Origin of the sequence: Shinella sp. WSD5-1, assembly GCF_963942435.1 — a bacterium.
Lineage (GTDB): Bacteria > Pseudomonadota > Alphaproteobacteria > Rhizobiales > Rhizobiaceae > Shinella > Shinella yambaruensis.
In genome coordinates, this window is record NZ_OZ012603.1 from 37,602 (window position 1) to 63,598 (window position 25,997).

The following is a 25,997-nucleotide window of genomic DNA, read 5'->3' on the forward strand; positions in this document are numbered from 1 at the left end:
CCATGGAACCACAGAAAGCCCAACAAAAACAGTGGAACGGTTGGCGACTATCCTGCCGTTGCAGGTCGCTGCGTCCAGCGTGGATTGCGCCAGTCGATCCCTTCCAGAAGATAGCCGAGTTGCGCCGCCGACACTGGCACGGCGGAGCTATTCTGGCTGACCGGCCAGATGAACTTTCCGGCCTCAAGCCGCTTCAGGTAAAGCGACATGCCGATCCCGTCGTGCCACAAAACCTTGATCAGATCACCCTTGCGACCCCGGAAGCAGAAGACCTCACCGCCATGAGGATCGCGGCCAAGACCCTGTTGCACCTTCAGCGCTAGGCTGTTCATGCCGCAACGCATGTCCGTCACGCCGCCCGCGATCCACACCTTCACCCCGGCCGGAAAGGCGATCATGACGCATCCAGGACCGGCAACAGGCCGGCAAGGATGTTCGGATCAAGCGAGGCCGGGATCGTCAGGCGACGACCGTTCGGCAGGCCGATCTCGATCGTCTTGTCGCCGTCCGACCGGAGCGGACCGGCCATCTCGGAAGATGCCGGCGGCGGCAAAATCGAAAGCGGCACGAAGCTTGTTGATGCGGTAACGCTCAGAAGCCCGCTCCGGTATTCCCGACGCCAACGGGTCAACAACGACCGAGACAATCCATATCGCCGCGCCGTCACTGAACCCTGCCGAAAGCCTTGCAAGCTCTCTTCGACGATCCGAACCTTCTCTTCGTCCGACCAATCCCGTCGACGGCCAAGATCGTCCGCGGAATAGACCTCAATAGGGGAAATGATTGTAGCGCATGACATAAGGCATGGACTTAAAGCCAATCACCAAATCAGGGCAGACGGCCTTCGGCGGAGGCATACTGACATTCTGCATGACGGCGTATTGCACATTCGCGAAACCAAGTTCCGTAAAAGCCGGTTGGTGCCGCTGCACGCGACCGTCGTCGAGGCGCTCAAAGGCTATCTTGACGCGCGATGCCAGCTTGCAGGCGAGAGCGATTGGCTCTTCCCATCCGTCAAGCACCGACAGCTTTACCCATCGACGGTGAACTATGCATTCCGCTGCATCCTGCGACGAGCGGGCATCGCGCCGGATCGAAGTCGGCAGCCGCGCATCCATGATCTTCGACATACCTTCGCAACCCGTGTCCTGGAACAATGCGGCGCCGAACGCGGCACGATTGCCAAGCACTTCGTCGCCCTATCGACCTACTTGGGTCATGTCAGTATCCACAATACATACTGGTATCTTCAGGCGACGCCAGAAATGATGGTCGACATCGCAGCGGCCGCGGAAAAGCTGGTTGGGGAGGGCGACGTATGACGAAGCTCGCTCCACTCATCACCAGCTTTCTGCGTGACTATATGCCCCGCCAAAGGGGTTACAGTCCGCAAACCTGCGAGACCTATGCGTACTGCTTCAAACTATTGTTCGACTATGCGGCGAAACGGCTGGGCACTCGTCCGTCTTTGCTGACGATTGAGGACCTCGACGCGCCGATGATCGTCGCTTTCCTTGGTTACATTGAACACGATCGCGGCAATAGCGCGTCCACGCGCAATGTCCGGCTTGCTGCCATCAAGACGTTCATGCGCTATGTGGAGCACAAGGTGCCCTCCGCCCTGGAGCAGATCGGCCGGGTCCATGCGATCCCGGCCAAGCGCCACGACCAGAAGCTCATCCGTCACCTGACAATGGAGGAAATGCGAGCAATCCTCAACGTTCCCGATCTTGCGACACGCTTTGGCGTGCGCGACCGGGCCATGATGCACCTCTGCTTCGGAGCAGGCTTGCGGGTCTCCGAACTGGTCGGCGTTCTCGCAGAAAACCTGTCACTTCAACACGGCGCGACCGTAATGGTTCAAGGCAAGGGCCGTAAGGAGCGCTGCCTACCGCTGTGGAAGGACACGGCTCGGGACCTTCGCGCCTGGCTGAGCATCAGGGGCTTGGTCCGAGTGCCGGAACTCTTCGTCAACGCACAAGGGGATGCGATGACGCGTGCGGGATTCGAGTATATTCTCGACAAGCATGTCCGCAAGGCGGCGGAAACCTGCACTTCGCTGCGTGATCAGAACGTCTCGCCGCACCAGCTTCGACATAGCTGCGCAGTCATAATGCTACAGGCTACCCATGACATCCGGAAGGTCGCCCTGTGGCTGGGTCACACCGACATTCGTACAACGGAGGTCTACCTGCGCATGGATCCTACCGAAAAGCTGGAAGCGGTCGAGGCGGTCGTCCCGCCAGAACTGCGACGCGGACGGTTCAAGGCACCGGATGCTTTGATCGCATCGCTACTCTCGGACTTGGAAACACCGGCGTGATCGGATCGGTTACAGATCTGAGGCGGCTTCGGCGCACCGCGTGAGTCGCTTGGTTCCACCGGCATCCTGCTTGACATGGCCCGCACCATATCGAGCGGGTTTGGTGTCGTCGGCCCGGAGCATGATGGCAATGACATAGGTCAGAGCGATGACGTTGCGACAGCGGTGTTCCTGTTGATGATGAGGCGATCATCCACGTCGTTCTCTGCCGACAATGCAGCGAAGCCCCGATACGGCCTCTCATCTCGGCTGGTCTGGCGCCGGTCCGGCCTTGGCCTGCAACGGCTTCGCCGACCTTCTTCCCCTGACCGCAAGCGGCCATTCCTCGCGAAGCAACAAGCTCGGCTACCGCCGTCCTCCGCTGGCGCTGTGGTCCTTTGGATGCAGCAGGCCAACCCGTCGCCTCTTGACCGCCATCGAGGCCGCATCGGGCGGCTTCGAACAACTCTCAGGAGAAACGACAATGGCTCAGATCGGCACCTTCACCCGCGACGAAACCGGCGCCTACAACGGCACCATCAAGACCCTCACCCTCAACGTCAAGGCATCCATCAAACCCTGCGACCGCGACAACGATCGCGCCCCGGACTTCCGGGTCACAGCAACGGGTGTCGAGTTCGGAGCCGGCTGGAGCCGGACCGCCCGCGAGACCGGCGCCGAATACCTCTCGCTCAAGCTCGACGATCCGTCCTTCACAGCTCCGGTCTATGCCTCCCTCGTCCAGGGCGACAAAGGCGAGCACAAGCTCATCTGGTCACGCTGACCAGAACCACGGCGCTCCGCTCACAGCGGGGCGCCACTCCTCAACCCTCCGGAATTATGCGGAGTAAAATCCACCGCAAACACCGGCAAAAGCAGGCTTCAGCGACCAACACTCCGCAAAATCCCGCTCTCTGCATAATCGACGTTATGCGGTGCACCGCATAACACTGAGCTGGGTGCCGCCTGGCAGAAAACCTCCGAACAGGGCCGCGACTACCTCTCGGTCAAGCTCGACGATCCGAGCTTCCCGGCTCCGATCTATGCAACGCTTGCCGAAGTTGAAGGCGAGGATGGCCTCCAGCTCATCTGGTCCCGCCCGAACCGGGATTGACATCACGGGGTCCGCCACCGGCGGAGCCCTCTCCTCTTCCGAAAATCAAAGCCGGACCCGGCATCGAGCCAGGTCCGGCTTTTTTGGTCGCATACGGAAAGCGAAGAAGCTGCTCAGAATGAGCGATCGTACCAAGCGGGCATCGCTGCCTCAAGGATGAGCGGTTCCCCCATGTGTGGACGGCCCGTGGAATGCAAGACTTTTGCTTGTAAGCGACCAATTAGGTTCAGTCATGTGTCCGGCCTATAATCGTGGCATCAACGCCACTGGCCCTGATGAGATCCGCAGACGGAGAGCCAATCAAATTGTCGCGCTCGAGGCGCTGGGGGAACCCCGGCTTTCCTCCGTCCCCGGTCTAACCGGTTCGCCATCAAACTAAGTCCTTCACTCCTCCATCCGGCCACACTTGGGCCGAATGGATCTTTTCAGGCGGTGGCAAAACGATAGTTTTCCCTCCGCCTGAGTATTGCCCACGCGATGCGTGCGGTTTTGTTTGCGATCGCTACCGAAACCAGCTTGGCGGGCTTGCGATCTAACAAGCGAGCGATCCAGGGAAATGACGCAGCGTCAAGACGGGCTCTGCGCACGACGGCGGTGGCGCCGACTACCAGCAACCGTCGGATCGTGCGATCGCCTTGTTTGCTTATCCGGCCAAGCCTCTCCTTCCCACCGCTACTGTTTTGTCGTGGGGTCAATCCAAGCCAGGCTGCGAACTGACGGCCAGATTTGAACTCGGTGGCGTCACCGACCGAAGCTGCGATCGCCGCTGCCGTTAGGAAACCGACGCCGGGAATGGTCATCAAACGCCGGGCAGCCGCTTCGTTGCGGCACCACCGCAATATAATCCTATCGAGTTCAGCGATCTTGTGGGTCAGCTCCTCCAATTGCTTCCTTATGTGTTCGAACGGTTGCCAGGAGGGCTCTGGAAGGAATTCCTGGGCAGCGCTCAGCGCTTCAATTGCCGCTCTCAAGCCTAATCTTCCTTGCGACGTGACAATCCCGAATTCCGCGAGATGCCCACGCAAGGCGTTGATAAGAGCGGTCCGCTGCCGCACCAGCAGATCCCGCGTCTTATGCTGCATCAGGAGTGCCTGACGCTCACAGCTCTTCACGGGAACGAAACGCATCGTGGGACGAGTCACGGCTTCGCAAATGGCCTCGGCATCCGCCGCATCATTCTTGCCGCGCTTGACGTAGGGCTTCACATAAGCTGGCGGCATTAGCTTGACCTCGAAGCCCAGGCGGACGAGCTCACGTGCCCAATAGTGTGACGTCGAACATGCTTCCATGCCGACAAGGCAGCGGGGCAGGTGCTCGAAGAATTGTAGAAGCTGATTCCGGCGGAGCTGGCGACGGATGATGACATCGCCGGCTTCATCGACAGCATGTAGCTGGAAAACATTCTTGGCCAGATCGAGGCCGATAACACTTATCTTCTCAAAAGCCATGACGTGGTTCCTTGTCCGAATTGTGCCGACTGAGAATAGCACCTTTGCGCTGAGGTCTCGGAGGGCCGTCCACATCATCAATTTGCTCCGCCCGCCCGAAGGGCAGCTTGCGCAAATCGGCTCCCCCACTCCCCGGCTCTGCCGGTCGCTGGCGCGATCCCTGACCCCGCCATCCCCTTCTCGGAACCCATTGTCATCTTTCACAAACGTCAAGGAGACGAAGATGACCTACGAACTCGAGATCCAGATTGAGGAACTGCGAGCTGAACTGCGGGACGCATACGATGCCAGTGAGCGCCGCCAGATCCAAGCCGAGCTGGAATGCGCTCAAGCCGAGCTTGCGATCATCATTGCCGAGCAGGACGGACGCCTGGACGCGGAGCCGCCGTTCTGAGCGGCGCCACTACAAAACAAGTCTCACTTTGAAACTTTAGTGGTGCTTTGAATGAGCGTGATGGGATCAACGCGCTGCATTTCTCCTTGTCGATTGCGGTCATCGACATCGGGGACGTTGCAGTCCGGTCGTCGGGTAAGCAACCCGTCGCCACCAGAATTTTCCCCGCCGCATCGCGTCTCCTCGCGCACCAAAATTCAGGCACCTCAGGGTCCTCCGCTACGTTCCGGCCGTCCCGGTGCAACCCTTCTCGTCCCGGCCTGCGGCCTATCCCCGCGATAACCGCAATCGACAAGGAGAAACCATCATGCAGCGTCTCGCACAATTCCTCGCAGCCACCGGCCGCCAGCTCCGCAACCTCGGCAAGGTCATCTGTCACTTTTTCCGCAAGGGGAGACTCGGCCTGAAACTCGCGATCAAGATCCCGTTCTTCGTCGAGGTGGAGATCTCCTTCGAAACAGATTGGAGCAGGCACCGATAACGGCGTCTTTAAACGGCCCGCAAATGCGGGCCGGTTTCAGCACCAGGGCTGTCTGCGGCCCGTCCAAGTTCTGGCCAGGCCTTCCGATACGAGAATATCGCCGAGGCTCCTGCCGTCACGGATGAGGACGCGGAGCTTGCGACCGTATCTATCTTCGTTGCGTCCGGGCCATGCGCGAAGCTTGAAGGAACCCTGATTGACCAGTTCGATCAGGCGATCGGTCGCTCGATTTCCAAGCGCTAGCTCCGTTGCGCATTCCGGCTCGCTGATCTCGGGAGCGTCGATATCGGCAATGCGGATTTTCGTGCCCTCAATCCAGAGAGTATCTCCGTCCACGACGCAGGTGAAGCGATCACCACCGAAACATTTCCGGTATGTCGTCTTCGGACTGGTGACCATGCTCGCAGCCTCGGCAACTGGAACGATCCCAAATATGTGAGCGCCCAGCGCACAGCCGGATACTGCGATCGCGACGATGATCTTTTTCACGGGATAACGGACCTCTGGCCGAAGGCTATGGTATTCTTCTGCAATTCCATGCGTCTCAATTTGAATTCGATCCGTCAGAGATGGTTTTCATATCGCTCTTCGGTGCAACTGGCGCTAACGCCGCTGCGAGCTTTCGCGATACGTATGTTGCGCCGAGTTGATTGTACGGTATGCCCGGTGACGTTTTTGCCTGACGAGATCAAGGAATAAATCAACCGCGTCCTCCTCTTGCTCGAAGTGATGGACCTTTAGCTGACCTTTGGTTCCGATGCGTCCCCAACGCCGCATAAGACAGGCCTCTCCGAAGAGGGTCGGCTCTATCGATATGGCATAGAAGCGAGCCATATTCTTCTCAGCATCCGTGCGTTCGATATAGAGGTGATAGGGCTGGGCGATCATGGTGAGAGGATCGCGCAATCGGGCCCATGCGTCCAACGACAGTTGTGAATCGATGGTCGCGGAACGATTCAGTTTTGTGAAGTATGAACAGAAGGAGCACTAGGCGGTCCGCCTTTGGCGTACGGCTCTATTCGCTGAAGCGAACGAAGCCCAACTGTGGTCTTCGCCGATCCCGGTAACGATCCTCCCGCGATAGCCGACTGCCATTGATCAGTATCCCAGGTAATCGAGAATATCGGCGCCAGAATAGTCGGCTTGCTCGTTTGGATGAGCGATGACATCACCGGTCGTGACATCCACCAAAGCGCTATCGCTGTCGCGAACGATTGCCTCAATTTGATGGATGCGGCATTCTTCGAGGGCCTCTTCTGCCGTGACCTGTGCCTCGCAGGCTTCCCAATATCTCATCGCTCGATCTCCAGGTCCGGGTTGTCCCTCAGACCTTCATTTCCAATGGTCCACGTTTTCCATGGAAGCGGTTATCGCCAACGCAGGACTTCATGTCGGCTCGCCGGAACCACATCGCGCGACCGCATCGAAGCGGCGCATTTCCCCCTGTGAACACAATCTGCTCATCGGCCCGCATGCGCAGGACTTCGTGTGACTGGATGAATGGTCGGCTTGCCAGCTGTTTCGATCGGGTTCGTGACGAACCCCTCGCCTGAAAGCTGCGGCTGACCTGGTCGATCTCGACTGTCGTTGTTCCACAACGCCGGGAGATATAGTCCGCGGTCTCCGGATCGTTGATCGCTGAGAAACTGATCCAGCTCGCGCTTTCGAACCACTTGCTGGTGGCGTCGCGTCCGCCATAGGTTTCGCGCATCTGGCCAATCGACTGATAGATCATCAGAAGCGTGATCCCATACTTGCGGCCGGCATCGCGTGCCGTCTCAAGGATCCTCATGAAACCCAGGCGCGCGACCTCGTCGAGAAGGAACAGAGCGCGTCCGGGCATCGCCCCGTCACGATTATAGATGGCGTTCAGGAATGAGCCGATGATTACCCGCGCCAGACCTCCATGGGTTTCCAGCGTTTTGAGATCCAGGGCGACGAACACGTCGGTCTTTCCCGACGCGATGTCATCGGTCGAAAAGGTCGAACCGGACACGAGACCGGCGTAGTTCGGATAGCTCAGCCAATGTGTTTCTTTGATCGCATTGGCATAGACGCCGGAGAAGGTTTCCGGCGTCATGTTCACGAACGCTGCCACGTTCTCCTTCACAAAATCGGACTCAGAGTTGTCGTAGATTTCCTGAAGCCGCGCGCGCAGCTTCGGCTCCGGTTCCGAGAGGTTCATGCGCACGGTCCGCAGCGTCTGATCCTTCTTTTCCGTATGACCCGAGAGGCAGACATCGGCGATGATCGCCGTCAGCAACTGCAAGCCGGATGCCCGAAAGAAATCGTCCCGTACGCCGCTGGCGCGGCCGCTTTCGCTCATGATCCACGAAGCGACCGCAGCGATATCCTCTTCCTTCGTCCCGCCATGCTGTCCGATCCAGTCAAGGGCATTAAACCCGATATCCGGATCCTTCGGGTCGAGCACGATCACATCACGACCGGCCTTAGTCCGGTGCGCCTTGACCATCGGCGCCACCTCATTGGATGGATCAAGTACGATCAGCGTGCCGCCCCATTTAAGCGCCGTTGGAATTGTCACCGACGTGGTCTTGAAACCGCCGGAACCGGCGAACACGATGCCATGTGACGATCCGAACGAACCATCGAAGCAGAGCAGCGGTGACTTGCCCCCGGCACCCCATGTCTGAGGTTTATCGGCCCGAAACGAGAGTGCCGCCGTGCTGTCCCGGTCGACACGATACCGCTCTCCGATGACAATGCCGCCGCCCTCTGCGAACAGCTTCTCTGCTTGCGGCAGTTTCATCCATTCCGCCTCGCCATGCAGCGCGCGTTTACCCCGGATACGTTTCGGCTCGGAACGCGAGAATGCGGCGTTGCCGATCACCGCAACGCGAAGCGCGAAGATGCCGGAGACCAAAACTGCCGCAGCACCTGCCATCGTTGCCGGATCGATATAGGACAGGATCGACCCGGTCGCAGGCACCTGTCCGGCAAATTGTGAGAGCCGCATTCCTTCCCGAATGACGGCAAGCACGATGACGACGCCCGATCCGGCAGCGACGCCCCACCCCGCGGTCTTGATGTTGACCGATCCCTGGGCACTGAGGAGAAAGATCAGCCCGATCGCAGCACTCGCCACATAGGGCAACGCTAGGCCGATCCGGCCGAGCGTCAATTTCGCCTCCGCCGCTTTTCCGAACGTCGCGAGCCACTGTTCTATCCCCGGCAACGCGAGGGCGATGGCAATCATCATCAGCGGCGGGACAACGGCGAGCAGGATCCTAGTCGCTGTCATTGCCGAATGCCTTCGCGCCGATTGCGGTCAGACGGGATCGCTCCGCCTCATCGCCCTTGATTTTCTTTTGCGCTTCGATAAGCACACCCAGCAGAAGCGCGCGTTTCTCATAGCGCATCCCGGCTTTGACGATCAGGCCGCCCAACTCGATCTTCTCGCGAGCATCTTTCTTTCTGGCCTCTGCCGTGGTCAGCCGCTGCATCCGCTCAAGCCTCGCCAGCCTGGCCCGCAGCCGCGCCAGCACTGAGCGACGTGGCCGACGATGTTCCGGCAGACTTTTCCTTTCCGTTCGATCCGGCTTTGGTTCCCCGAAACCGCTTCGCCACGTCCTCGAACGTTGCCTGAAGGTCGGCGTCGTCGATTTCGATCTCTCCAAGTCCGGCCTTCAGCGCAATGCGGCCGATGCGTTCGGCGTCACGCGTTTCTGCCTGCTTCAGCTGTTCCTGCAAACGGGCAAGTTCTTCGCGGATTTTCGACGTTGGCTTCTTCATCGGGATGCAATCTCAGCAAGCCACGCATGCTGGAATTCGGGGTGGCCGATGAGACGGCCTGGCAGGTCGGACTATCCTGCGGAGGCCGGATCAAGGTGTACGTGGAGCCACTGGGCTGAGCGCCATGGACCAGCTTGTCCTCGAGCGTCTGAACCGCGAACGCCGCCAACGCCGGGCGGTCGTCCTTGTGACCGATCTCGGAGATGGAGGCAATCGCCTGGTGTGCAGCGGCGACATTGTCGCCGACCATGTGCTGGGCGAAGCCATCGAAACCGCCGTTCGGACCGGCAGGTCGGGCGTAGTTGAGGCCGTTGGCCGGAAGTACTTCCTCAACGTCCATGTCCCGGCGCCGCGCCTGGTCGTCATTGGCGCGGTGCATATCAGCCAGGCTCTGGCCCCGATCGCCAAGGTCGCCGGATATGACGTGGAAATCATCGATCCACGCACGGCTTTCGCCACGCCGGATCGTTTTCCCGGTGTCCCGCTTCACGCCGAATGGCCGGAGGACGTTGTGAAGGCGCAGCCGTTGGACGCCTTCACCGCAGTCGCGGCGCTGACGCATGATCCCAAGATCGATGACTTCCCGCTGATGGCGGCGCTGGACGCGGGCTGCTTCTACATCGGTGCGCTGGGAAGCACCAAAACCCACGCCAGGCGCGTCGAGCGTCTGCGAACACTTGGTGCGTCATCCGATCAGGTAAGGCGGATTCACGCACCGATCGGCCTCGATATCGGAGCCGCGAGCCCGGCCGAGATCGCGGTCGCGGTGCTCGCACAGGTGATCAGGGCGTTGCGTTCGCGAGGATGCGACGGGGAAAGGGAGAAAGCGGCGTGAAGTTCGGCCCGGTTTGCGTCATCGACGCCGAGGGCGCGATCCTGGCTCATGCGATCGTCGCCGGTGCGGTCCGTCTGCGCAAGGCGCATCGCCTGACGGCCTGCGACATCGCCATGCTCGGTGAAGCCGGTGTGGAAGAGGTCATCGCCGCGGTGCTCGATCGGGATGACCTCGACGAAGACGCAGCCGCGTCGGCCATCGTCATGGCGTTGGAGACCTCCGGCGTCGAGGCCAAACCCGCGGCGACGGGCCGCGTCAACCTGCACGCCAGCCGGGATGGGGTCTTCACCGTCGACAAGACTCTGATCGACACGCTCAACCGCATCGACCCGTCGATCACCATCGCGACGCTGGCCGACTATACCGCAGTCGAAAAGAGCCGGATGGTCGCGACCGTGAAGATCATTCCCTTCGCGGTATCCGCGCCATTGATCCGAGAGGCGCGGTCGCAGCTACGAGACCGTGAAGCCTTCGCCCTCCATGCGTTTCAACCGAAGAAAGTTGCACTTGTGCAGACCGTGCTGCCGGGGACGAAGGATAGCGTGCTCGACAAGACGGCACGGATAACCCAGGAGCGACTTGCACGCTCCGCGAGCCGCATCGTTGCCGAGAAGCGCGTGCCGCACAACAGCCATGCGGTGGCGGAAGCGATCGGGAACCTCTCGGTCCACAGCGACATGCTCATCGTATTCGGCGCTTCCGCGATGTGCGATTTCGACGATGTCATTCCCGCCGCCATCCGGTTCGCCGGCGGCGAAGTGCATCGCGCCGGCATGCCCGTCGATCCCGGAAATCTCATCGTCACCGGCCGGCTCGGCGAAAAGCCGGTGCTTGGCGCGCCAGGATGCGCGCGAAGCCCCAAGCTCAACGGCTTCGACTGGGTGCTCGATCGGCTGATAGCCGGCATCGACGTCGACAATGACATGATCGCCGGCATGGGTGTTGGGGGTCTTCTCATGGAAATCCCCGCGCGGCCGCAGCCGCGCGAACCGGCGGTGCCGTCGCGGCAAAGAAAGGTCTATGCGATCCTGCTCGCGGCGGGCCGGTCGAGCCGCATGGGAGCGAAGAACAAGCTGCTCGCGGATTCCGACGGCGTTCCCCTGGTCCGCCGCATGGCGTCGCTCGTATGTGCAAGCAAGGTTTCGGGTGTTTTCGGCGTTGTTGGTCACATGTCGGAAAGGGTGCGACAGGCACTTGAAGGCGTGGACATGGAGCTTGTCGAAAATCCGCATCATGCCGATGGGCTTGCCAGTTCGATCAAGGCCGGGTTTGCCGCGTTGCCCGACGATGCAGATGGTGTGTTGATCATGCTGGCCGACATGCCGAGCGTGTCTGCGGCCGACATCGATCGACTGATCGCAAGCTTTCATAAGCGCGAAGGCCGGGCGGTGGTTCGCGCGACGCACGGCGGCAAGCGAGGAAATCCGGTCTTGCTGCCACGCGCGCTCTTTCCCGAGATACGCAAGCTGACCGGCGACATCGGCGCGCGTCATGTCGTTGAGTCCGGTCTGGTCGATATAGTCAATGTCGAGATCGGCGCCGTCGCCAGCATCGACATCGATACACCAGAAGCGATGCTGCGCGCCGGCGGGGTGCTAGTCGACTGAAACAGGCTCGCCTCGGAGCTAGCGGAGCAAATAGCGTTGCTTGGTATAAGCTTGCCCGCTCCGGCATCCGCGGCAGCAACGCTCGTCCAACGTTTGGAGTGGCACGCGAAGACGAACCCGCTCGATAGCCGACCACCGATACGAGCAAGTGAAACGAGCGGATTGAGCCCCTCCTTGCGCTGATGCGGCGCAGAACCTGAGAGCAAGTGGGATACAACCATCGGGCGTCTTGGCAACGGTTGGATGCGTTTTGCGTTGCCCTGATCGATTTAGAGGGAGAATATCGTGATCGGCCTGCTGGCGCTGGCTTCTGCGGCTGTTTTCTTCGGTGCCGCGGTTTATATCAATTTGGCAGAGCAGCCGGCGAGGCTGAAGCTCGGCGACGCGGCTGCGTTGGCGCAATGGATGCCCGCCTACAAACGCGGATGCGATACAGGCCTCCCTGGCCCTCCTGTCCGGCGTGCTTGGTATCGTCGCTTGGTGTCCACCGTCAACGTTCTGTGGTTGCTCGGTGCGGGTCTTATCTTAGCTACCTGGCCCTACACGCTTATAGTGATCATGCCAGTGAACCGCCGTCTCGAAGATGCCATTAAGTCCGGCACATCCGGTGAGGCGCGCGCCCTGCTCATCAGATGGGGACGCCTCTGCCGGACACAGTCTTCTGAGCGCGACGGCTGCCATCGTCTTTCTCGTCGCTGCGACTTGATCCATACAGTCGAAGTTGTGGTCCGCTTCGCGGTAGCGCAATTTAGGTTCGCGCCAAGCGCTGGCCTTGGCGGGATGTGAGCAGGCTGACCTGCTGTCGCTTGGCAGCTAACCGCGAGAATGCGGTCGATTCCTTGCAGTTTTCCATTTAACCATGAGAATCTGATAGACGTGGTTCTCAAATTAACTGCCTCTGTGAGGCGTACGGGTGTTTACCAGCCTGTGCGATCAGTTTCTCGGCGGCGTCGCTGAATCGAGTCATGTTGTCGCCAAGCATGTAACGGCGGAGCATTCGGAGCATCTCAGGTCCGGCGCGTTTAACTATGGCCACGCCCGTCAATAGGCTTGCCCGCAGGTGGAGCGGCAGGATTGGCCTTGCAGGCGTGGAAAGGTCCACCCGTTCTGCGGCGACCACCCGATCGAGATCGGGGATGATGACGCCGAGGACGCGGAAGAGATAAAGCTCATGCTCTGATGGCACGGGGAAGATTATCCGCCGCATGAGCAGAAGTCGGGCGATTTCAGTTGGCGAAGCCCAGGTCCGAGCACCGCGCTCGATCTCATTGTCGAGAAGCTTCTCGCCCCGTATTGCCATGCTATGATAATGCCGGAAAGGAGAGGGGACTTCGTGCCCATCTCGGTCTCGTAGGAGGTCTCCACAGCGAGAGCATGTGATCCGCCAGCCCAGCAGCTGGCTTCGCAGCACGGGTAGGGGCGCCGCATGGACAGGATTGCAGATTGTGCAACGCTGTGACGGCCTCACGGCGATCCATCGAATGGAACGACGGCGGGACGTTGGTGAAGGTCATACGGTGTATGTCAGCCTGCTCTGCAGCGAACATGTTGGCGAGGCGAACTTCCTGGTTTTCAGCCAGATTGAGGTCAGCTGCTCGCAACGATGCGGCCTCTGGCAAGCAATGCCGAAGCATGACGAGCGACGGCACTGCGTAGAAGTCGGCATGACGTCCGATCCAGGACGACAACAACTCATCCCGATGCGGCTTGAAGCAGACCGGCAGTCTTGAGGGCGGCAATCCGGCGCTGGTGAAGCGGCTCATGCAAATGCGGCTTCGGCGTCGAACTCCGGTACCCAACGCTCAATTGCTTCATCCGTGACCTGCTCGGCCCCAGTCTCAACTGCCTCGACGGCAAGGCTGTTCATCATGTGGAATATGTTGGCCGTGATGCCCTCGGTGATCTGCAGCATTCGCCGCAATGACTTCGGGGTCAGAACAGACGGCTTTCGCAATGGCGTGTTGCGCAGGATCGACGTCACAAGTGTCTCAAACTGCTCATTTGCCGCCCATCGACTCAAGGTGAACTGCTCGAACCGTCGCGCGAGCTGGACATCACCTCCGATAGCCTCGCGGGCTTCGTTGACGCCGAAACAGACAAGTGAGATCTGCAGGCGATTGCTGAGAAAGCGTAGCGTGTTGAGGACGATGCGTTGCTCTCGGTACGTGCCGGCCAGGATATTGTGCACCTCGTCGATGACGAGAACCTGGACGCCGATTGCTTCCATAATGCGAAGGGCGGCCTGTTCCATCTGGGCGATGTCGGCGCGCGGGCGCTGTGGCGCTCCAAGCAACGTCAGAAGTTCGGCGTAGAACCGCCTTTCTCCTGGCCGGCTCGTCATCTCCATCGCCAGAACTGGCGTCTTGAGTATACCTGTCCTAAGATCAAAGCTCGGCGGATGATCGTCGCGAAAGCGCTTCATCAGCATGGTCTTGCCCATGCCGCTATCGCCATAGATGGCGACCGATGGCGACCGATGGCATCCGTGTGCCACGCGGATGATCGAGGAGCCGGTTCAGCCGTTCCAAAACTTGTTTGGCGCGGAGGTAGAGAACCCAGCGGCGTGCCTGGATGGCGCGAACGCGCCGCTCGTCGTTCTCACCAAGCCAGTAGGCTGCGTCAGCGGTGAGATGGGAAATGTCATTGGCCATGGGGGTCAGTCGGTATCCTCGACAAAGGGTACGGGTTTGCTGGAATCGACGCCGCGAAGCGAGCCCCATTCACGGTGATCCACTCTTGGCTTGCGGCTGACGGCCTTGCCGCGCCGCGGTAGTCATTCGTTGCGCACTGTCAACCAACTGGCGTCGGGCAATGGCGGTGCGCACTATTGTTCCCATATCGATTTCGCGCTTCCCCTTTGCCAACAACGAATCTCGCGATGCCTTGGCTTCGGCAAGCGTAATGGAAGGCAAGGTGATGTCGCCGTATCGGGCTTCCACGAAGTTGCCCGACAAACGCCGAACGAATATGCGCGACAAATCCCTGGGATCATATTTGATCAACAGGCGCCGCTTGCCGGTCCGTCCGACATCAGCGGCCAGCGCGGCGGACCAGTACCGCAGTCCGAAGATATGGATGCCGTTAGGCCTCAGTGTTCGTTCGTCTTCGGGCAGGAAGGTGAGCCAGAAGTGCATTCGATCCCGTGGAAGCCGCAACGGGATTGATCCCTCATGCTCGCGCCATACAGCGATCGGCGGCCGCTTGAGGCTACTGTGGATCGATTGATGGTAATCGCCGACGATGTCGAGTGCGATGTAGCGCTCGAGTTCACGCAACGTGAATGCCGAATGCTTGCGTGGATTATACTCTCCCAACTCATCAGGATTGCTGAATGTAGTGCCGGGGAGCAGATGAAGCTTGCCCATCTGTGTGCCAATCAGACGCTCGATGTGACCGCCGAACCGGGGTTCTCCCGGAGGACGCCAGTCGATTTCGATACCGGCATCCTCGCAACCTCGCTGAAAGGCACGGCTGCGGAAGTCCCGGCCGTTGTCGACATGGAGTCGATCCGGCAAGCCAGCGACGGGCCAAGGGTCCGCGATCTCGCGTTCTCGAAGCCACGCAGACTTGTCGAACACCGAATGCAACAGACATAGGCTGGTTGATAGTCGAGACGGCGCCGCCATGGTGAGATAGAAGCCGGTGACCATCCTACTGCAAACATCCATGGCCAGCGTCAGCCAGGGCCGGCCGATCGGCTGGCGGTTTTCTTCATCGACGACAAAAATATCTGCCCTGGTGTGATCAATCTGAACAACCTGCAGCGGCCTCGAAACTTCGAACCTACCCGGAACGGCAATGGTAGACTTCTCGATCTCCGTTTCACCGCGCGCTTTGGCGCGCTTGGCAAGATCGACGACTTCGATACGTGCGACGATCGTTCTCCGATGAGGCGTTGGCAAGCCCGCAACGCGGCAGCTGGCGTTAACCTCCCGCACGAGCGCCGATACGGATGGACGGGTCTTCTTCAGATAGAAACGTTTGATCTCCGCCCTGATAATGTCGTCGCGCGCCTCGTCGAGAACCCTGTGACCGACCGGGCGACCGGCTTTGCGTCCGACAAGTGAGAGTACGGTCCCGCCTTCTCGAAATAGCTTTAGCAACCGATAGGCCGATGCCTGGCTTAACCGAAGCTCGCCGGCAAGCTTACGTATCTGGCCTGTCGTTGTTGGGCCAGACTCTCGACGCAGGAATTCACGGATCACGTCCGCCTTGCGGCACGCCTCGTCCCAGTCAATGTCATCGATCTCATCGGCAAACGGCTCGGACATCGCGGCTCTCGGCGCAAAAACATGAGTACCATTATTCTCGCATTAAGTGCCAAATCAAGCGATGATTATCATCATTAACTGCCAATTATCAAATTAAGTGCTTGCGTAACTCATTGATACCATAAGAATTCGATTCTTGAGGTTTGATGGAAAGTCACAGGTGCTCTGCGTGACGTCGGCAAGGCGCTTGGCCTGCCTGAAGACATGATCGGGCAACTGTCCTCCGGCGTCTGGGGCTGGTCGGAAGGGGTGTCCGAACGCCAGTTGAAGGAGAACAATCTCAACACGGCGGACTATCGGCTGAAACTGACGCTGGAGCTTGCCCAGCAGCTGATGGGCGCGCCGCGACACCTCGGCCAGCATCCGGGCGGCTTCGTGCTGACGCAGGATCGGCTCGACGACCTCGTTCCGATCGAACCGGCTCGCATGGATGACCGGCAGGTCATCGAATGGGACAAGGACGATATCGAAGCGCTTAAGTTCATGAAGGTCGATGTGCTGGCGCTGGGCATGCTTACCTGCATGGCGAAGGCGTTTGCGCTGATGGCGGAGCACAAGGGTGATGTGCGGGACCTCGCTACCATTCCTGCTGAAGACAAGAAGACCTATGCGATGATCAGCAGGGCCGACACGCTCGGCACGTTCCAGATCGAAAGCCGCGCGCAGATGTCGATGCTGCCGCGGCTGAAGCCAAATACCTTCTACGATCTGGTCATTCAGGTGGCCATCGTGCGGCCCGGCCCTATCCAGGGCGACATGGTCCACCCATATCTTCGCCGGCGTGAGGGCAAGGAAAAGGTCGACTATCCGACGCCGGAGCTGGAGGCGGTTCTGTCGAAGACGCTCGGTGTCCCACTGTTCCAGGAAAGCGCCATGAAGGTTGCGATGGTCTGCGCCGGCTTCACCGGTGGCGAGGCCGACCAGCTCCGCAAATCCATGGCGACGTTCAAGTTCACCGGCGGTGTGTCCAAGTTCAAGGACAAGTTGGTTACCGGCATGGTCCGCAACGGCTACAGCGCGGAGCTCGCTGAAAAGACCTTCTCGCAGCTTGAGGGATTTGGAAGCTATGGGTTTCCGGAGAGCCATGCCGCGAGCTTCGCTCTGATCGCCTATGCCTCCAGCTGGGTGAAATACCACCATCCCGACGCCTTCTGCGCCGCTCTCCTGAACTCGCAGCCGATGGGGTTTTATGCGCCGGCGCAGATCGTGGCCGATGCCAGGGCACACGGGGTGGAGGTGCGGCCGGTTTGCATAAACGTCTCTCGTTGGGACTGCACATTGGAGGAGGTCGAGGGGCGTAGCTATCACGCCGTCCGTCTTGGGATGCGCATGGTGAAGGGCCTCTCCACGGCGGATGCGGCGAGGATCGTTGCCGCGCGCGCCGATGAGCCGTTCTCGTCGGTCGATGATGTCTGGCGGCGGTCCGGGGTACCGACAGCTTCACTGGTCAAACTGGCGGAAGCGGATGCCTTTCTATCGTCGCTCAATCTTCAGCGCCGGGATGCGCTCTGGGCGATCAAGGCGCTGCGGGACGAACCCCTGGAGCTTTGGGCGGCAGCCGCAGAGCGGGAGGCGCGGCAGGTCTCCGAGATAAAGGAGCCCGACGTCCGCCTAGCCCCAATGAGAGCGGGACATGAAGTTGTCGAGGATTATTCCCATGTCGGTCTAACGCTGCGGCAACATCCTGTTTCGTTCCTACGGGAGGATCTGCGGCGCAAACGTATGGTGACCTGTGCCGAAGCGATGGCCGAACGCGATGGCCGGTGGCTGATGACAGGCGGCCTCGTCCTCGTACGTCAGCGGCCCGGATCGGCGAAGGGTGTGATGTTTATGACGCTGGAGGACGAGACGGGCATCGTGAACGCCGTCGTTTGGCCAACGGTGTTCGAGCGACAGCGCCGCTTGGTTCTCTCGGCCTCGATGATTGCCATCAACGGCAAGATCCAGCGAGAGGGCGATGTTGTCCACCTCGTCGCGCAACGGCTGTTCGACCTCTCGGAGGATCTCTGCAGGCTCGGCGAGCGAGGCGACGCATTTCCGCTGCCACATGGGCGAGGGGATGAGTTCGCCCATGGCGGCGGCGCGCCCGATTCGCGCGAACGGAAGACGGCAGCAGCTCCGGCGCGCGATATCTATATTCCCGATCTGCATATTGATCGGCTCAAGGTGAAAAGTCGGAACTTCCATTGAAGGTGTGGACGATGCCGCGTAAGCATTTTCGCTTGGCCCCGCGCAATCTCGGACATGCAGTTCACAAGAAGTTCCATAATATGCTTGCGCGATATGTGATTGTAGCCGCAAAGTTAAAGTGTCCTGTTTCTGCAAAGTTGGAATGTCACACTCTCCGGTCTGAATGCGGCCTGGGAGATTGCAGATGGGATTGATAGCGATGAGCGAGCGTGACCTGCAGCGGATCGAGACTTTATCGAAGGTGGTCGCCGGGCGCATGACGATGGTGTCGGCGGCGCATGTGATTGACCTGAGCGAGTGCCAGGTGCGTCGGCTGTTGGAGCGGATACGAACTGGCGGCGCGGCGTCGATCCGGCGCAAGGCGATCGGCCGGCCGTCTAACACCCGGATCAGTGACGGGGTTCGGGATTACGCGATGACGTTGGTTCGCGAACGCTATGCGTACTTCTGGCCGACACCGGCAGCCAAGAAGCTTGCCGAGCGCGATGGATTTCAGAGTATAGCGGTTACTTTGATACGATTGCTCACGACATCAGCAAGGAACAACGGCGGCAACCGCTCTTATCTCGTCCGGCAAAGCGCCGCCACCTTTCCTTCGGGCGTACCGGTCGTCCGCCTGTGCGGTGGCTGAACTGACTGCAAAGGAGAGCGGGAGTGGCTTTGGGAGGGGGATCTTCGACCATCCCGTTACAGGGTTGCTGAACCACCGATAATAAGGCTGCACAGGTCGACGTCGAGCGCCTCGGAGATGACTGCAATTTCCCGAATGGTCAGATTTTCCCAGTCACCGGTCTGAATCAGTTCGAATCTGTTTTCTGGAACTCCAGTCAGTTGTGCGAGCTTTCGGGGACTTGTCCCCTTGTCCTCCATTCGCTGTGCGAGGTGAGAAATTATGTCCGCTGGACTCTCGATAGGCATCGGCGTTCCTCCCTTCTATGCTTGCGATGCTTAGTAGAGGCTACATCAACCATTAGGTGCGGTATTTCGACGTTCCGTAGAGCATTCCGAGGCATCCCACATACCGACAAGAATAATGCAGTTTAGCCAAGTGCGCTGTTTAGCGCCGTACGGCGGGACTAGCCGCCGGCTATGTCTTCCGATCATCCACCCAATTCGCCAGTTCGGTGTAAGGTTCAGGATCGTAGACGTATTCAGTGGGGATTGCGGGCTGCACCATCAAGGAAAGGTAGCGCCAGAGGTTCTCTTTGCTGTTGCTGGCGGCGAGGCCATAGAAGTTGCCGCTATTCCACGTGATGACGCAATGCCTGAAATGTGTGTACACGGCTGCCGCCATTTCGGCCAAAGTGACCTCGCTGTTGTGCATGGTGGCTAGCACCAGCTTGGATTTCCGTTCTATTTCATCGGTGCCGAAATACCGAGTCTTGAAGCCGAAATCCTTTTGAGACTCGCGCCCCTGATAGTCACCGGGATCGAGAGAGCGGAACTTCTCGACAAAGAGGAGAATTCCATCTTCCTTCAGATGTTGGGCCACGAACGCGATCTGTTGGCGCCTGTTGGGTGAGTACATCTGAAATGTCGTATCCTCCAGGATGAAGTCGAAGCCTCCCGTGAACTGCTCCAGGTTGCGCTCGGAATAGAGGTAATCCTTGGTCAATCGATGGAAGGGGCCGAGAAAGAAACTGGCGTGCGGGGGCTCGCCGAACGCCATGAAGCACTTGTAGTTTTCTTCATTGGGACTGCAAGATAGAGACTGGATTTTGCCTCGGCTCATTTCCGAAAGCGTGCGCGCCATCGTGCCTTCGGCGGTGCCGAGGCTATATAGCAACACGTTGGTCATGCTAAGCTGGCCGTATCGCAAGAGCGCGTGAGCCATGCGGCATTCTTCCTCCAGGCGGTACGGAATGCTGCCGTGATAATGCTGATCGAAGAAGCCCTGGCGGCGCGAATGTAGCTCGACAATTCGATGAAGCAACGCGTCGTGGGGCAAGAGGCGCGTGTCCACAATCGGTTTGCGAACCGGCACACCGGCCTTGCCGGCGGCGGTCTCGGCGAAGAAACCCGCCAGATGGTTCAAACGCGGCGCAAGGTTGCATTCGGTGAAAAATTCATTGAAATCCTGCATCACAGCACACCTCGTAGAGAAAGGGGAGGATACGAAGCTGCCAATCGAAAACGCATAAATCGGACGTAATTTCATGCACTTAGGCCTGGTTTTTCGCGAGCGGCGTCGTGGTTCCAGTGGTAATGCTGCATTTGGCAAAGCGCTTTCATGGACATGCCGTTTTTTCATGAAAGTGCCATCATTGTCCAACCGTGGGTTATCCAGCGGTTGTTTAGCAACTCAAGATCATTCTATTGTCGATACGGTTTTGAGATGATTTAGGGGGACTACTTCTCTTGGCCGAGACGCGTGACTTCCAGCCTGATGTGGTTCGCCGTTCCGATCACAGGACGCTTGTGCACCAGCATATAGACTGGGGTCTCGTGCGGGCGGATTTTGTCAAGCGAACCGGGTTGCTCCGCCAGGAGACGCGGATTGAAGCCGAACAGCACGCACTAATGATCAATCTGCAGGGTGATGCTAAATTCGGAGAGGACTATGTGGATGGGCGCCGTGTGGCCTTCACGCCGCGCCGACCAGGATCGGTTGTTTTCTTGCCGGCGCATAGCGAATGGACAGGGTGGGACGAAGGGGACGCGAGAGGTTGCTATCTCTTTGTCTCTATCGACGCTACCTTTATCGAGCAAACGCTCGGCGCCGACAATGTCATGGGATTGCAGCCATCCATCGGGTTTCGCGACGGCATGATCGAGACGTGTCTTCAGACGATCGCAACGGAACTCAAGAATCCCGATCCGGCCAGCGTTATCATGGTAGAGAGCCAAGTGATCCAGATGTTCGTCCAGATGGTCAGACTGAACGGTCTGTACTTGGAACCCGCCAAAGGCGGCCTCTCGCCGTTCTACCTGAAACGGGTGGTGGCCCTGATAGATGCTCGCCTGATGAACCCGCCGAGCCTTGACGAGCTCGCCGGAGAAATAGGTGTCAGTAGGCGTCATTTCTTTCGTGCGTTCAAGCAGTCGACCGGGATGACTCCCTTCGCCTTTGTAGCGGATCTCCGGCTGAAACGCGCTGTCGATCTTCTTCGGGCGACGGATCGCTCCGCCACCGACATTGCACTCGATTGCGGATTCGCGAGTTCCAGTCATTTCGCGTACGCCTTCAAGCGTGCCTATGGTGCTGGCCCGTCGGAGTTTCGTCGAAGGTGGAGAATTTGACGGGCTGTCGGCAGATTATTTGGCACTTTTTCGACAATGTCGTCACGGTTCGAAAGCGGTGTCGCGGGGAGGCCTCTTATCAATATGGCATATCGACCGAAAAGGCCCCGCCAATGTACCCACCAGGTAGTGTCGTAGATCCTCGGACCGCCACTCAAGCATCGCGGTCGTTCAATTGGTTCCTGGCGAGCACTTTCATTTCGGCCGTTGGGCGAAACGGGTACCAAATAGGCTGCGCGTGGATCCTGGTGACGCAAGGATATGGCGCTGCCGCAGTCGCGGCTTTTTTCGCGATCATCAGTGTCACGGAGCTGCTAACGAGCCCCTTCGCCGGCTGGCTTTCAGATCGGTACGACCGCCGCCTCCTGTGTGTTGTGGCTGACGTTTTCCGGTTTGCTGGTGCATTGGCGCTGGCGGTGCTTCTGATCGTAATCGATACGCGCTGGGCGATCTGGTTGTCTGCAATATTATTCGCGACATGCGACCGGATTGCACTTACATCGTCCCAGTCGATGATACCCGCCGTTGGCGCCGGCCTGTCACTACCAGCCGCGAACTCGATGGTGTTCTTTCTCATGCAGTCGGGGAGCCTCGCCGCGGCAGTGCTCACCGGTGTGCTCCTGCACTTCTCCATTCCGACCTACACATTTACTCTACTCGCGGCGGCATTCGTGCTGTCAGTTTGCTTCATGCTGGCAGTGCGGCGCGAGCTGTCTCCTCAATCTGGCACCGGCGCAGACCCAAGATCGGCATTTCAGATCGATGCGCATTTGCTTCAACTTGGTGCTATCTATGCGCTCCTCTATACCGGAGGGGTGCTCGTCAGCGTTACCGGTCCGAGCTTCGTGTTTGTCGAGCTGGCAGGCGACGCGATTGACTTCGGGCAGTTGGAGGGCGCCTGGTCAGCAGGATCCATCCTGGGGACGCTCCTCCTAATCCCGCTGATACGTGCGGTAAGGATTTCTATCCTACAGCTTGTGATCCTTGCCCTGACTGCGATCTCGTTCGCCCTTCTGAAGGTTCTGGATATACCGTGGGCCCTCCTGATTTTCGCTATCCTCGGCGCGCTCTATAATTTGGGCAGGGTCGGAACTGAGGTCATGCTGCAATCCTCCGTTCCTCAGACAGCCCTTGGCCGTGCGAAAGGCGCATTGCATAGCGTTGGCGTTTTGCTTGGGGTGGTCCTGTTTGGGGTGGTTGCAGCCGTGGGGGACGAGATCGCGCCTTCTACCATTTTCCTTGCGTTCTCCTTTATCCTTGCAGTGGGAACTTTGGTTTTGACTATCTGTCGTGTCGCCGACAGGCGATGGACCGCAGGCAAGGGCTAATCTGGCGACGGTTCCAACCGCCGCGGGCCTCACCCATTTGGGTGTGAGTGCCAGAATATCACAATCGTGCCGCGATAGTGATCTTTGGCGGCAATTTTTCCTCACATATCCCTAGCGAAGCACCGTCGGTTTCTCTATTTTCAACGTGAGGCAGTACGCGCTGCCTTGGGGCGTCGAAACCCCTCCGTGCGATTGATGCTGGTCGATTCAGCATCACACTCTCTGATCTTTGGGTCGGGGAGCCTGTGACGTATGTCCAGGTTCTCCGGAACTAAAGGCCACAGGGCTGTCACGGACAGTTTCGAACTCCCCGATCATTCGGAGGTTTAGTGAGTTTCGCGGGGGCGCACCGCGACAAACTCTCTTTCCGGGGAGCGACCGATGTGGAATCGGCAATTCGCGACAACAGCCAGACGTTTACCTGCACTCGACTTGTCTTCGATCAATCAAGTTCGAGATCCCGCCGACCAGAACGGTGGGCGCGTGTCATCGCTTATCGCTTCCATCGGCGACGGCCTACCTCAAATCGGTGAGGTCCGATGCCTGTGAACGCTGCGACCTCGACGCCGGATTCCGTTTTCAAGACCGGCAGTTGCCGAACCATCTCCCGCGAGAACAAGTCTTGGGGCCGTGTGCAAGCCGAACTCGTTCGGCGGACCGGACTGGAGAAGGAAGAAACCGCAATCACGTCAGCCCGGCATCTTGTCGTGCTCAATGTGCAAGGCGAATCCGAGCAAGGCCAACACTTCCTGGACGGAAAACCCGCCAGCTTCGTGCGTCGAAAGCCAGGTTCAATTCTCTTTGTTCCAGCCGGATGCAACTGGCAGGGATGGGAAGCTGGCGCATCAACGGCGGCTTATCTTTCGCTTTCCGTCGAACCGTCTTTTGTGACGGACCTTCTCGGTCGCGCCACGCCCAACCTGCAACCATCGCTGTCGCCGGATCTGGGTTGTGAGGATCCAGTCCTCATGAATGCGGCGCGTGGGATCGGAGCAGAAATACAGGACCAAGGGCCACTCAGCGTGCTTCTGGTCGAAAGCTACGTAGCAACGATTTTCGCACAGCTGCTCCGCAGGCAGAGATACGTTCCCTCCGTCCGCAAAGGCGGGCTGACGCCGGCAAGTCTCAATAGGGTCATCGAGAAAATCGAAGAGAACCTCGACGTTGGTCTATCCCTTTCTCAACTGGCCGAACTGGTGAGCCTCAGCATCCCCCATTTCTGCAGGGCATTTAAGCAGACAATCGGCTGTCCGCCATATGCCTTTATCGTTCGCCGCAGGATCGACAGGGCAAAAGAATATCTGCGCCATTCATCAATGTCCGTTACCGACATTGCATTGGCCTGCGGCTTTTCGAATTCGAGCCACTTCTCGAATGCGTTTCGTCGAGAGGTCGGAATGACACCCGTAGCCTATCGTGCAGCCTGGCCCAAAGAAGCGATCGGATGATTTCTTGATCAGATCGTGCAGATGCATCAATCCACGGCAAGCGCGATCCTTATAGAATCTGCATCCTCGGCAAACAACAGCCGAGGGCTCCAGAGTGAACATCAAAACCATACTCGACGATCCAAATTGTAGCCCACCCGCCACGCGGGTGGCGTTACATGTCCGCGATCTTAAGAAGCGGTTCGGCCGCTTGGAGGTAATAAGGGGGGTCTCCCTCACGGCCCATCGCGGCGATGTCATTTCTATCCTCGGCAGCAGCGGCTCGGGAAAAAGCACGTTGCTGCGATGCCTGAATTTCTTGGAGGAGCCGAGCGGCGGTGAAATCTGGATATCCGGACGACAGATCAATATGCGGGCCGGCCTGACGGGTCAGCGGGAAATCAATGCCTTGCGCATGAAACTCGGGATGGTGTTCCAGAGCTTCAACCTCTGGTCTCACATGACCGTCCTCGAAAACATCGTCGAAGCGCCGATACACGTCCTGGGTCTTCCCAAACGGGACGCCCGTCTTCGGGCGGAGGAACTGCTGCTGAAGGTTGGTCTGGCCGACAAACGTCATTCCTATCCCTCTCACCTTTCCGGCGGGCAGCAACAGCGTATTGCGATTGCGCGTGCCCTGGCGATGGAACCCGAGATCCTTCTTTTTGACGAGCCGACTTCGGCACTCGATCCGGAACTGGTGGGCGAGGTGTTGAAGGTCATTCGGTCGCTTGCAGAGGAGGGGAGGACGATGCTCATCGTTACCCATGAACTCGGCTTCGCGCGGCAAGTGTCCAACCGGGTTGTGTTCCTCCATCAGGGACAGATCGAAGAAGAGGCCGAACCCGAAGGATTCTTCGGCAACCCCACGTCACTCCGCCTTAAGCAATTCCTGTCGGCGCAGCGCGAGGAGTTGCGCCAATGATCGACCTGCAGGGCTTCGGCGATCAAATCGCTGCCGGGACGGTAACGACGCTACGCGTTGCGACGACAAGCCTAGTTTTTGGGATCGGTGTCGGTCTCTGCGGCGCGATGGCAAAATTGAGCCGGTTCCAGATAATCAAGCGACTGGCGGATGCCTACACCACAATTATTCGGGGTGTTCCCGAACTCCTCCTCATCCTTATCCTTTACTTCGGCGGCACTGTCGCGATGACGGCAATTTTCGGCCGCTATGTCGAAGTCGATGCTTTCGCAGCTGGCGTATTCTCGCTGACCATCGTGTTCGGGGCTTACGCCACGGAAGTCTTTAGGGCCGCGATCCGAGCAGTGCCGGTGGGTCAGATCGAGGCGGCACAGGCGCTCGGCCTGTCTACGACCCAGACCTGGCGGCTCGTGATCCTCGCGCAAATGTGGCGATACGCACTGCCGGGTATCGGAAATCTCTGGCTCACCTTGCTTAAAGATACGGCCCTCATCTCCGTAGTGGGCCTCGAGGATCTGATGCGCAAGACCGGTGTGGCGGCGGGTTCAACCCACGATCCTCTGACCTTCTATTCCATTGCCGCCGGCCTCTATCTCTCCTTCACCTCCGTTTCCCTGGTCGGCCTGACCTTGCTCGAACGACGCGCAAATCGCGGCGTCCGTATCGCAGAATGAGTAAACAA

General features: G+C 59.0%; 26 protein-coding genes and 6 pseudogenes. 17 read left to right on the forward strand and 15 right to left on the reverse strand.

The annotated features are described in order from the left end of the window. Nucleotides 1–47: 47 nt before the first annotated feature. Both tnpB and tnpA read right to left on the reverse strand, forming a co-directional pair. Nucleotides 48–398, reverse strand: a complete 351-nt coding sequence (tnpB, locus tag AABQ55_RS34220; RefSeq protein ID WP_062594513.1) for an IS66 family insertion sequence element accessory protein TnpB — start codon at nucleotides 396–398, stop codon at nucleotides 48–50. Further along, on the reverse strand, nucleotides 395–799 hold the full coding sequence (gene tnpA / locus AABQ55_RS37865; RefSeq protein ID WP_423734667.1) for an IS66-like element accessory protein TnpA: 405 nt from the start codon (nucleotides 797–799) through the stop codon (nucleotides 395–397). The genes tnpB and tnpA overlap by 4 nt, the downstream gene beginning before the upstream one ends. Between tnpA and AABQ55_RS34235 the strand changes: the two genes are divergently transcribed. The 4 genes and pseudogenes from AABQ55_RS34235 to AABQ55_RS34250 form a co-directional block, all read left to right on the forward strand. Beyond that, a complete protein-coding gene (locus tag AABQ55_RS34235; RefSeq protein WP_272809328.1) occupies nucleotides 780–1,322 on the forward strand; it encodes a tyrosine-type recombinase/integrase in 543 nt (180 codons plus the stop codon). The two genes, tnpA and AABQ55_RS34235, sit on opposite strands and share 20 nt — an antisense overlap. Then, complete coding sequence (locus AABQ55_RS34240; RefSeq protein WP_272809327.1) at nucleotides 1,319–2,323, forward strand: tyrosine-type recombinase/integrase; 1,005 nt, start codon at nucleotides 1,319–1,321, stop codon at nucleotides 2,321–2,323. Before AABQ55_RS34235 ends, AABQ55_RS34240 begins: the two co-directional genes overlap by 4 nt. 463 nt (nucleotides 2,324–2,786) lie before the next feature. Beyond that, on the forward strand, nucleotides 2,787–3,086 hold the full coding sequence (locus AABQ55_RS34245; RefSeq protein ID WP_024318408.1) for a DUF736 domain-containing protein: 300 nt from the start codon (nucleotides 2,787–2,789) through the stop codon (nucleotides 3,084–3,086). Nucleotides 3,087–3,248: 162 nt separating this feature from the next. Next, nucleotides 3,249–3,416: pseudogene (locus tag AABQ55_RS34250) on the forward strand (DUF736 domain-containing protein); the annotation flags it as partial. Nucleotides 3,417–3,841: 425 nt separating this feature from the next. Here AABQ55_RS34250 and AABQ55_RS34255 read toward each other — a convergent pair. Further along, nucleotides 3,842–4,864 carry an IS110 family transposase gene (locus tag AABQ55_RS34255; RefSeq protein ID WP_050746837.1) on the reverse strand — a complete coding sequence of 341 codons (1,023 nt, stop codon included), beginning with the start codon at nucleotides 4,862–4,864 and terminating at the stop codon, nucleotides 3,842–3,844. Between the two features lie 223 nt (nucleotides 4,865–5,087). Here AABQ55_RS34255 and AABQ55_RS34260 point away from each other — a divergent pair, with 223 nt between their 5' ends. Together AABQ55_RS34260 and AABQ55_RS34265 are read left to right on the forward strand one after the other, a co-directional pair. Further along, nucleotides 5,088–5,258 carry a hypothetical protein gene (locus AABQ55_RS34260; protein ID WP_272809326.1) on the forward strand — a complete coding sequence of 57 codons (171 nt, stop codon included), beginning with the start codon at nucleotides 5,088–5,090 and terminating at the stop codon, nucleotides 5,256–5,258. Between the two features lie 307 nt (nucleotides 5,259–5,565). Then, nucleotides 5,566–5,739 (forward strand): hypothetical protein, encoded by a 174-nt coding sequence (locus AABQ55_RS34265; protein ID WP_272809325.1) that lies wholly within the window; start codon nucleotides 5,566–5,568, stop codon nucleotides 5,737–5,739. A 36-nt stretch (nucleotides 5,740–5,775) separates the two neighbouring features. Here AABQ55_RS34265 and AABQ55_RS34270 read toward each other — a convergent pair whose 3' ends face one another. From AABQ55_RS34270 to traC, 6 genes are all read right to left on the reverse strand, one after another. Next, complete coding sequence (locus tag AABQ55_RS34270; RefSeq protein ID WP_336314416.1) at nucleotides 5,776–6,228, reverse strand: thermonuclease family protein; 453 nt, start codon at nucleotides 6,226–6,228, stop codon at nucleotides 5,776–5,778. A 114-nt stretch (nucleotides 6,229–6,342) separates the two neighbouring features. Then, a complete protein-coding gene (locus AABQ55_RS34275) occupies nucleotides 6,343–6,627 on the reverse strand; it encodes a WGR domain-containing protein (protein ID WP_272809324.1) in 285 nt (94 codons plus the stop codon). Nucleotides 6,628–6,837: 210 nt separating this feature from the next. Then, nucleotides 6,838–7,035, reverse strand: a complete 198-nt coding sequence (locus AABQ55_RS34280) for a hypothetical protein (RefSeq protein WP_272809323.1) — start codon at nucleotides 7,033–7,035, stop codon at nucleotides 6,838–6,840. A gap of 28 nt (nucleotides 7,036–7,063) precedes the next feature. After that, complete coding sequence (traG, locus tag AABQ55_RS34285) at nucleotides 7,064–9,001, reverse strand: Ti-type conjugative transfer system protein TraG (protein ID WP_272809322.1); 1,938 nt, start codon at nucleotides 8,999–9,001, stop codon at nucleotides 7,064–7,066. Then, nucleotides 8,988–9,203: a type IV conjugative transfer system coupling protein TraD gene (gene traD / locus AABQ55_RS34290; RefSeq protein WP_272809321.1), complete on the reverse strand. Its 216-nt coding sequence runs from the start codon at nucleotides 9,201–9,203 to the stop codon at nucleotides 8,988–8,990. The genes traG and traD overlap by 14 nt, the downstream gene beginning before the upstream one ends. 4 nt (nucleotides 9,204–9,207) lie before the next feature. Further along, complete coding sequence (traC, locus tag AABQ55_RS34295; RefSeq protein ID WP_272809320.1) at nucleotides 9,208–9,492, reverse strand: conjugal transfer protein TraC; 285 nt, start codon at nucleotides 9,490–9,492, stop codon at nucleotides 9,208–9,210. Between the two features lie 17 nt (nucleotides 9,493–9,509). Between traC and AABQ55_RS34300 the strand changes: the two are divergent. The 4 genes and pseudogenes from AABQ55_RS34300 to AABQ55_RS34315 all read left to right on the forward strand — a co-directional run. Next, nucleotides 9,510–9,611: pseudogene (locus tag AABQ55_RS34300) on the forward strand (XdhC family protein); the annotation flags it as partial. Between the two features lie 5 nt (nucleotides 9,612–9,616). Continuing rightward, nucleotides 9,617–10,327 (forward strand): XdhC family protein, encoded by a 711-nt coding sequence (locus tag AABQ55_RS34305; protein WP_272809319.1) that lies wholly within the window; start codon nucleotides 9,617–9,619, stop codon nucleotides 10,325–10,327. Further along, on the forward strand, nucleotides 10,324–11,934 hold the full coding sequence (locus AABQ55_RS34310) for a molybdopterin-binding/glycosyltransferase family 2 protein (RefSeq protein WP_272809318.1): 1,611 nt from the start codon (nucleotides 10,324–10,326) through the stop codon (nucleotides 11,932–11,934). The genes AABQ55_RS34305 and AABQ55_RS34310 overlap by 4 nt, the downstream gene beginning before the upstream one ends. A 285-nt stretch (nucleotides 11,935–12,219) precedes the next feature. Then, a pseudogene (locus AABQ55_RS34315) lies at nucleotides 12,220–12,640 on the forward strand (DUF1772 domain-containing protein). Nucleotides 12,641–12,817: 177 nt separating this feature from the next. On the opposite strand, the gene AABQ55_RS34320 reads toward AABQ55_RS34315, so the two are convergent. From AABQ55_RS34320 to AABQ55_RS34335, 4 genes and pseudogenes are all read right to left on the reverse strand, one after another. Then, the gene (locus AABQ55_RS34320) at nucleotides 12,818–13,234 is read right to left on the reverse strand and encodes a hypothetical protein (RefSeq protein WP_272809316.1); all 417 of its coding nucleotides are present in this window, start codon (nucleotides 13,232–13,234) and stop codon (nucleotides 12,818–12,820) included. A gap of 1 nt (nucleotide 13,235) precedes the next feature. Next, a complete protein-coding gene (locus AABQ55_RS34325) occupies nucleotides 13,236–13,697 on the reverse strand; it encodes a TniQ family protein (RefSeq protein WP_272809315.1) in 462 nt (153 codons plus the stop codon). Further along, nucleotides 13,694–14,585: pseudogene (locus AABQ55_RS34330) on the reverse strand (TniB family NTP-binding protein). The gene AABQ55_RS34325 and the pseudogene AABQ55_RS34330 overlap by 4 nt, the downstream one beginning before the upstream one ends. Nucleotides 14,586–14,654: 69 nt before the next feature. Continuing rightward, nucleotides 14,655–16,205: a Mu transposase C-terminal domain-containing protein gene (locus AABQ55_RS34335; RefSeq protein ID WP_272809312.1), complete on the reverse strand. Its 1,551-nt coding sequence runs from the start codon at nucleotides 16,203–16,205 to the stop codon at nucleotides 14,655–14,657. Between the two features lie 159 nt (nucleotides 16,206–16,364). Between AABQ55_RS34335 and AABQ55_RS34340 the strand changes: the two are divergent. Together AABQ55_RS34340 and AABQ55_RS34345 are read left to right on the forward strand one after the other, a co-directional pair. After that, nucleotides 16,365–18,395, forward strand: a pseudogene (locus AABQ55_RS34340) (helix-hairpin-helix domain-containing protein); the annotation flags it as partial. 184 nt (nucleotides 18,396–18,579) lie between these two features. Then, nucleotides 18,580–18,909 (forward strand): annotated as a pseudogene (locus tag AABQ55_RS34345) (helix-turn-helix domain-containing protein); the annotation flags it as partial. Nucleotides 18,910–19,082: 173 nt separating this feature from the next. Here AABQ55_RS34345 and AABQ55_RS34350 read toward each other — a convergent pair. Continuing rightward, nucleotides 19,083–19,313: a helix-turn-helix domain-containing protein gene (locus AABQ55_RS34350; protein ID WP_338341953.1), complete on the reverse strand. Its 231-nt coding sequence runs from the start codon at nucleotides 19,311–19,313 to the stop codon at nucleotides 19,083–19,085. A 169-nt stretch (nucleotides 19,314–19,482) separates the two neighbouring features. Further along, nucleotides 19,483–20,478 carry a class I SAM-dependent methyltransferase gene (locus AABQ55_RS34355; protein WP_272809311.1) on the reverse strand — a complete coding sequence of 332 codons (996 nt, stop codon included), beginning with the start codon at nucleotides 20,476–20,478 and terminating at the stop codon, nucleotides 19,483–19,485. Nucleotides 20,479–20,753: 275 nt separating this feature from the next. On the opposite strand from AABQ55_RS34355, the gene AABQ55_RS34360 reads away from it, so the two are divergent. The 5 genes from AABQ55_RS34360 to AABQ55_RS34380 all read left to right on the forward strand — a co-directional run bounded on the left by AABQ55_RS34360 (nucleotide 20,754) and on the right by AABQ55_RS34380 (nucleotide 25,989). Next, on the forward strand, nucleotides 20,754–21,635 hold the full coding sequence (locus tag AABQ55_RS34360; protein ID WP_272809310.1) for an AraC family transcriptional regulator: 882 nt from the start codon (nucleotides 20,754–20,756) through the stop codon (nucleotides 21,633–21,635). 113 nt (nucleotides 21,636–21,748) lie between these two features. Continuing rightward, nucleotides 21,749–22,963, forward strand: coding sequence for an MFS transporter (locus AABQ55_RS34365; RefSeq protein ID WP_272809343.1), 1,215 nt, complete (start codon nucleotides 21,749–21,751; stop codon nucleotides 22,961–22,963). Between the two features lie 539 nt (nucleotides 22,964–23,502). Beyond that, nucleotides 23,503–24,411: a helix-turn-helix domain-containing protein gene (locus AABQ55_RS34370; RefSeq protein ID WP_272809309.1), complete on the forward strand. Its 909-nt coding sequence runs from the start codon at nucleotides 23,503–23,505 to the stop codon at nucleotides 24,409–24,411. Between the two features lie 94 nt (nucleotides 24,412–24,505). Beyond that, nucleotides 24,506–25,315 (forward strand): ABC transporter ATP-binding protein, encoded by an 810-nt coding sequence (locus tag AABQ55_RS34375; RefSeq protein WP_272809308.1) that lies wholly within the window; start codon nucleotides 24,506–24,508, stop codon nucleotides 25,313–25,315. Further along, a complete protein-coding gene (locus AABQ55_RS34380; RefSeq protein ID WP_272809307.1) occupies nucleotides 25,312–25,989 on the forward strand; it encodes an ABC transporter permease in 678 nt (225 codons plus the stop codon). Before AABQ55_RS34375 ends, AABQ55_RS34380 begins: the two co-directional genes overlap by 4 nt. The last annotated feature ends 8 nt before the right edge of the window (nucleotides 25,990–25,997 follow it).

Bases quoted from the DNA above. Each gene is read 5' to 3' on its own strand.
- tnpB (WP_062594513.1), bottom strand. From the start codon at position 398: ATGATCGCCTTTCCGGCCGGGGTGAAGGTGTGGATCGCGGGCGGCGTG.
- AABQ55_RS34235 (WP_272809328.1), top strand. From the start codon at position 780: ATGATTGTAGCGCATGACATAAGGCATGGACTTAAAGCCAATCACCAA.
- tnpA (WP_423734667.1), bottom strand. From the start codon at position 799: ATGTCATGCGCTACAATCATTTCCCCTATTGAGGTCTATTCCGCGGAC.
- AABQ55_RS34240 (WP_272809327.1), top strand. From the start codon at position 1,319: ATGACGAAGCTCGCTCCACTCATCACCAGCTTTCTGCGTGACTATATG.
- AABQ55_RS34245 (WP_024318408.1), top strand. From the start codon at position 2,787: ATGGCTCAGATCGGCACCTTCACCCGCGACGAAACCGGCGCCTACAAC.
- AABQ55_RS34255 (WP_050746837.1), bottom strand. From the start codon at position 4,864: ATGGCTTTTGAGAAGATAAGTGTTATCGGCCTCGATCTGGCCAAGAAT.
- AABQ55_RS34260 (WP_272809326.1), top strand. From the start codon at position 5,088: ATGACCTACGAACTCGAGATCCAGATTGAGGAACTGCGAGCTGAACTG.
- AABQ55_RS34265 (WP_272809325.1), top strand. From the start codon at position 5,566: ATGCAGCGTCTCGCACAATTCCTCGCAGCCACCGGCCGCCAGCTCCGC.
- AABQ55_RS34275 (WP_272809324.1), bottom strand. From the start codon at position 6,627: ATGATCGCCCAGCCCTATCACCTCTATATCGAACGCACGGATGCTGAG.
- AABQ55_RS34280 (WP_272809323.1), bottom strand. From the start codon at position 7,035: ATGAGATATTGGGAAGCCTGCGAGGCACAGGTCACGGCAGAAGAGGCC.
- traG (WP_272809322.1), bottom strand. From the start codon at position 9,001: ATGACAGCGACTAGGATCCTGCTCGCCGTTGTCCCGCCGCTGATGATG.
- traD (WP_272809321.1), bottom strand. From the start codon at position 9,203: ATGCAGCGGCTGACCACGGCAGAGGCCAGAAAGAAAGATGCTCGCGAG.
- traC (WP_272809320.1), bottom strand. From the start codon at position 9,492: ATGAAGAAGCCAACGTCGAAAATCCGCGAAGAACTTGCCCGTTTGCAG.
- AABQ55_RS34305 (WP_272809319.1), top strand. From the start codon at position 9,617: ATGGACCAGCTTGTCCTCGAGCGTCTGAACCGCGAACGCCGCCAACGC.
- AABQ55_RS34320 (WP_272809316.1), bottom strand. From the start codon at position 13,234: ATGGCAATACGGGGCGAGAAGCTTCTCGACAATGAGATCGAGCGCGGT.
- AABQ55_RS34325 (WP_272809315.1), bottom strand. From the start codon at position 13,697: ATGAGCCGCTTCACCAGCGCCGGATTGCCGCCCTCAAGACTGCCGGTC.
- AABQ55_RS34335 (WP_272809312.1), bottom strand. From the start codon at position 16,205: ATGTCCGAGCCGTTTGCCGATGAGATCGATGACATTGACTGGGACGAG.
- AABQ55_RS34350 (WP_338341953.1), bottom strand. From the start codon at position 19,313: ATGCCTATCGAGAGTCCAGCGGACATAATTTCTCACCTCGCACAGCGA.
- AABQ55_RS34355 (WP_272809311.1), bottom strand. From the start codon at position 20,478: ATGCAGGATTTCAATGAATTTTTCACCGAATGCAACCTTGCGCCGCGT.
- AABQ55_RS34365 (WP_272809343.1), top strand. From the start codon at position 21,749: ATGTACCCACCAGGTAGTGTCGTAGATCCTCGGACCGCCACTCAAGCA.
- AABQ55_RS34370 (WP_272809309.1), top strand. From the start codon at position 23,503: ATGCCTGTGAACGCTGCGACCTCGACGCCGGATTCCGTTTTCAAGACC.
- AABQ55_RS34380 (WP_272809307.1), top strand. From the start codon at position 25,312: ATGATCGACCTGCAGGGCTTCGGCGATCAAATCGCTGCCGGGACGGTA.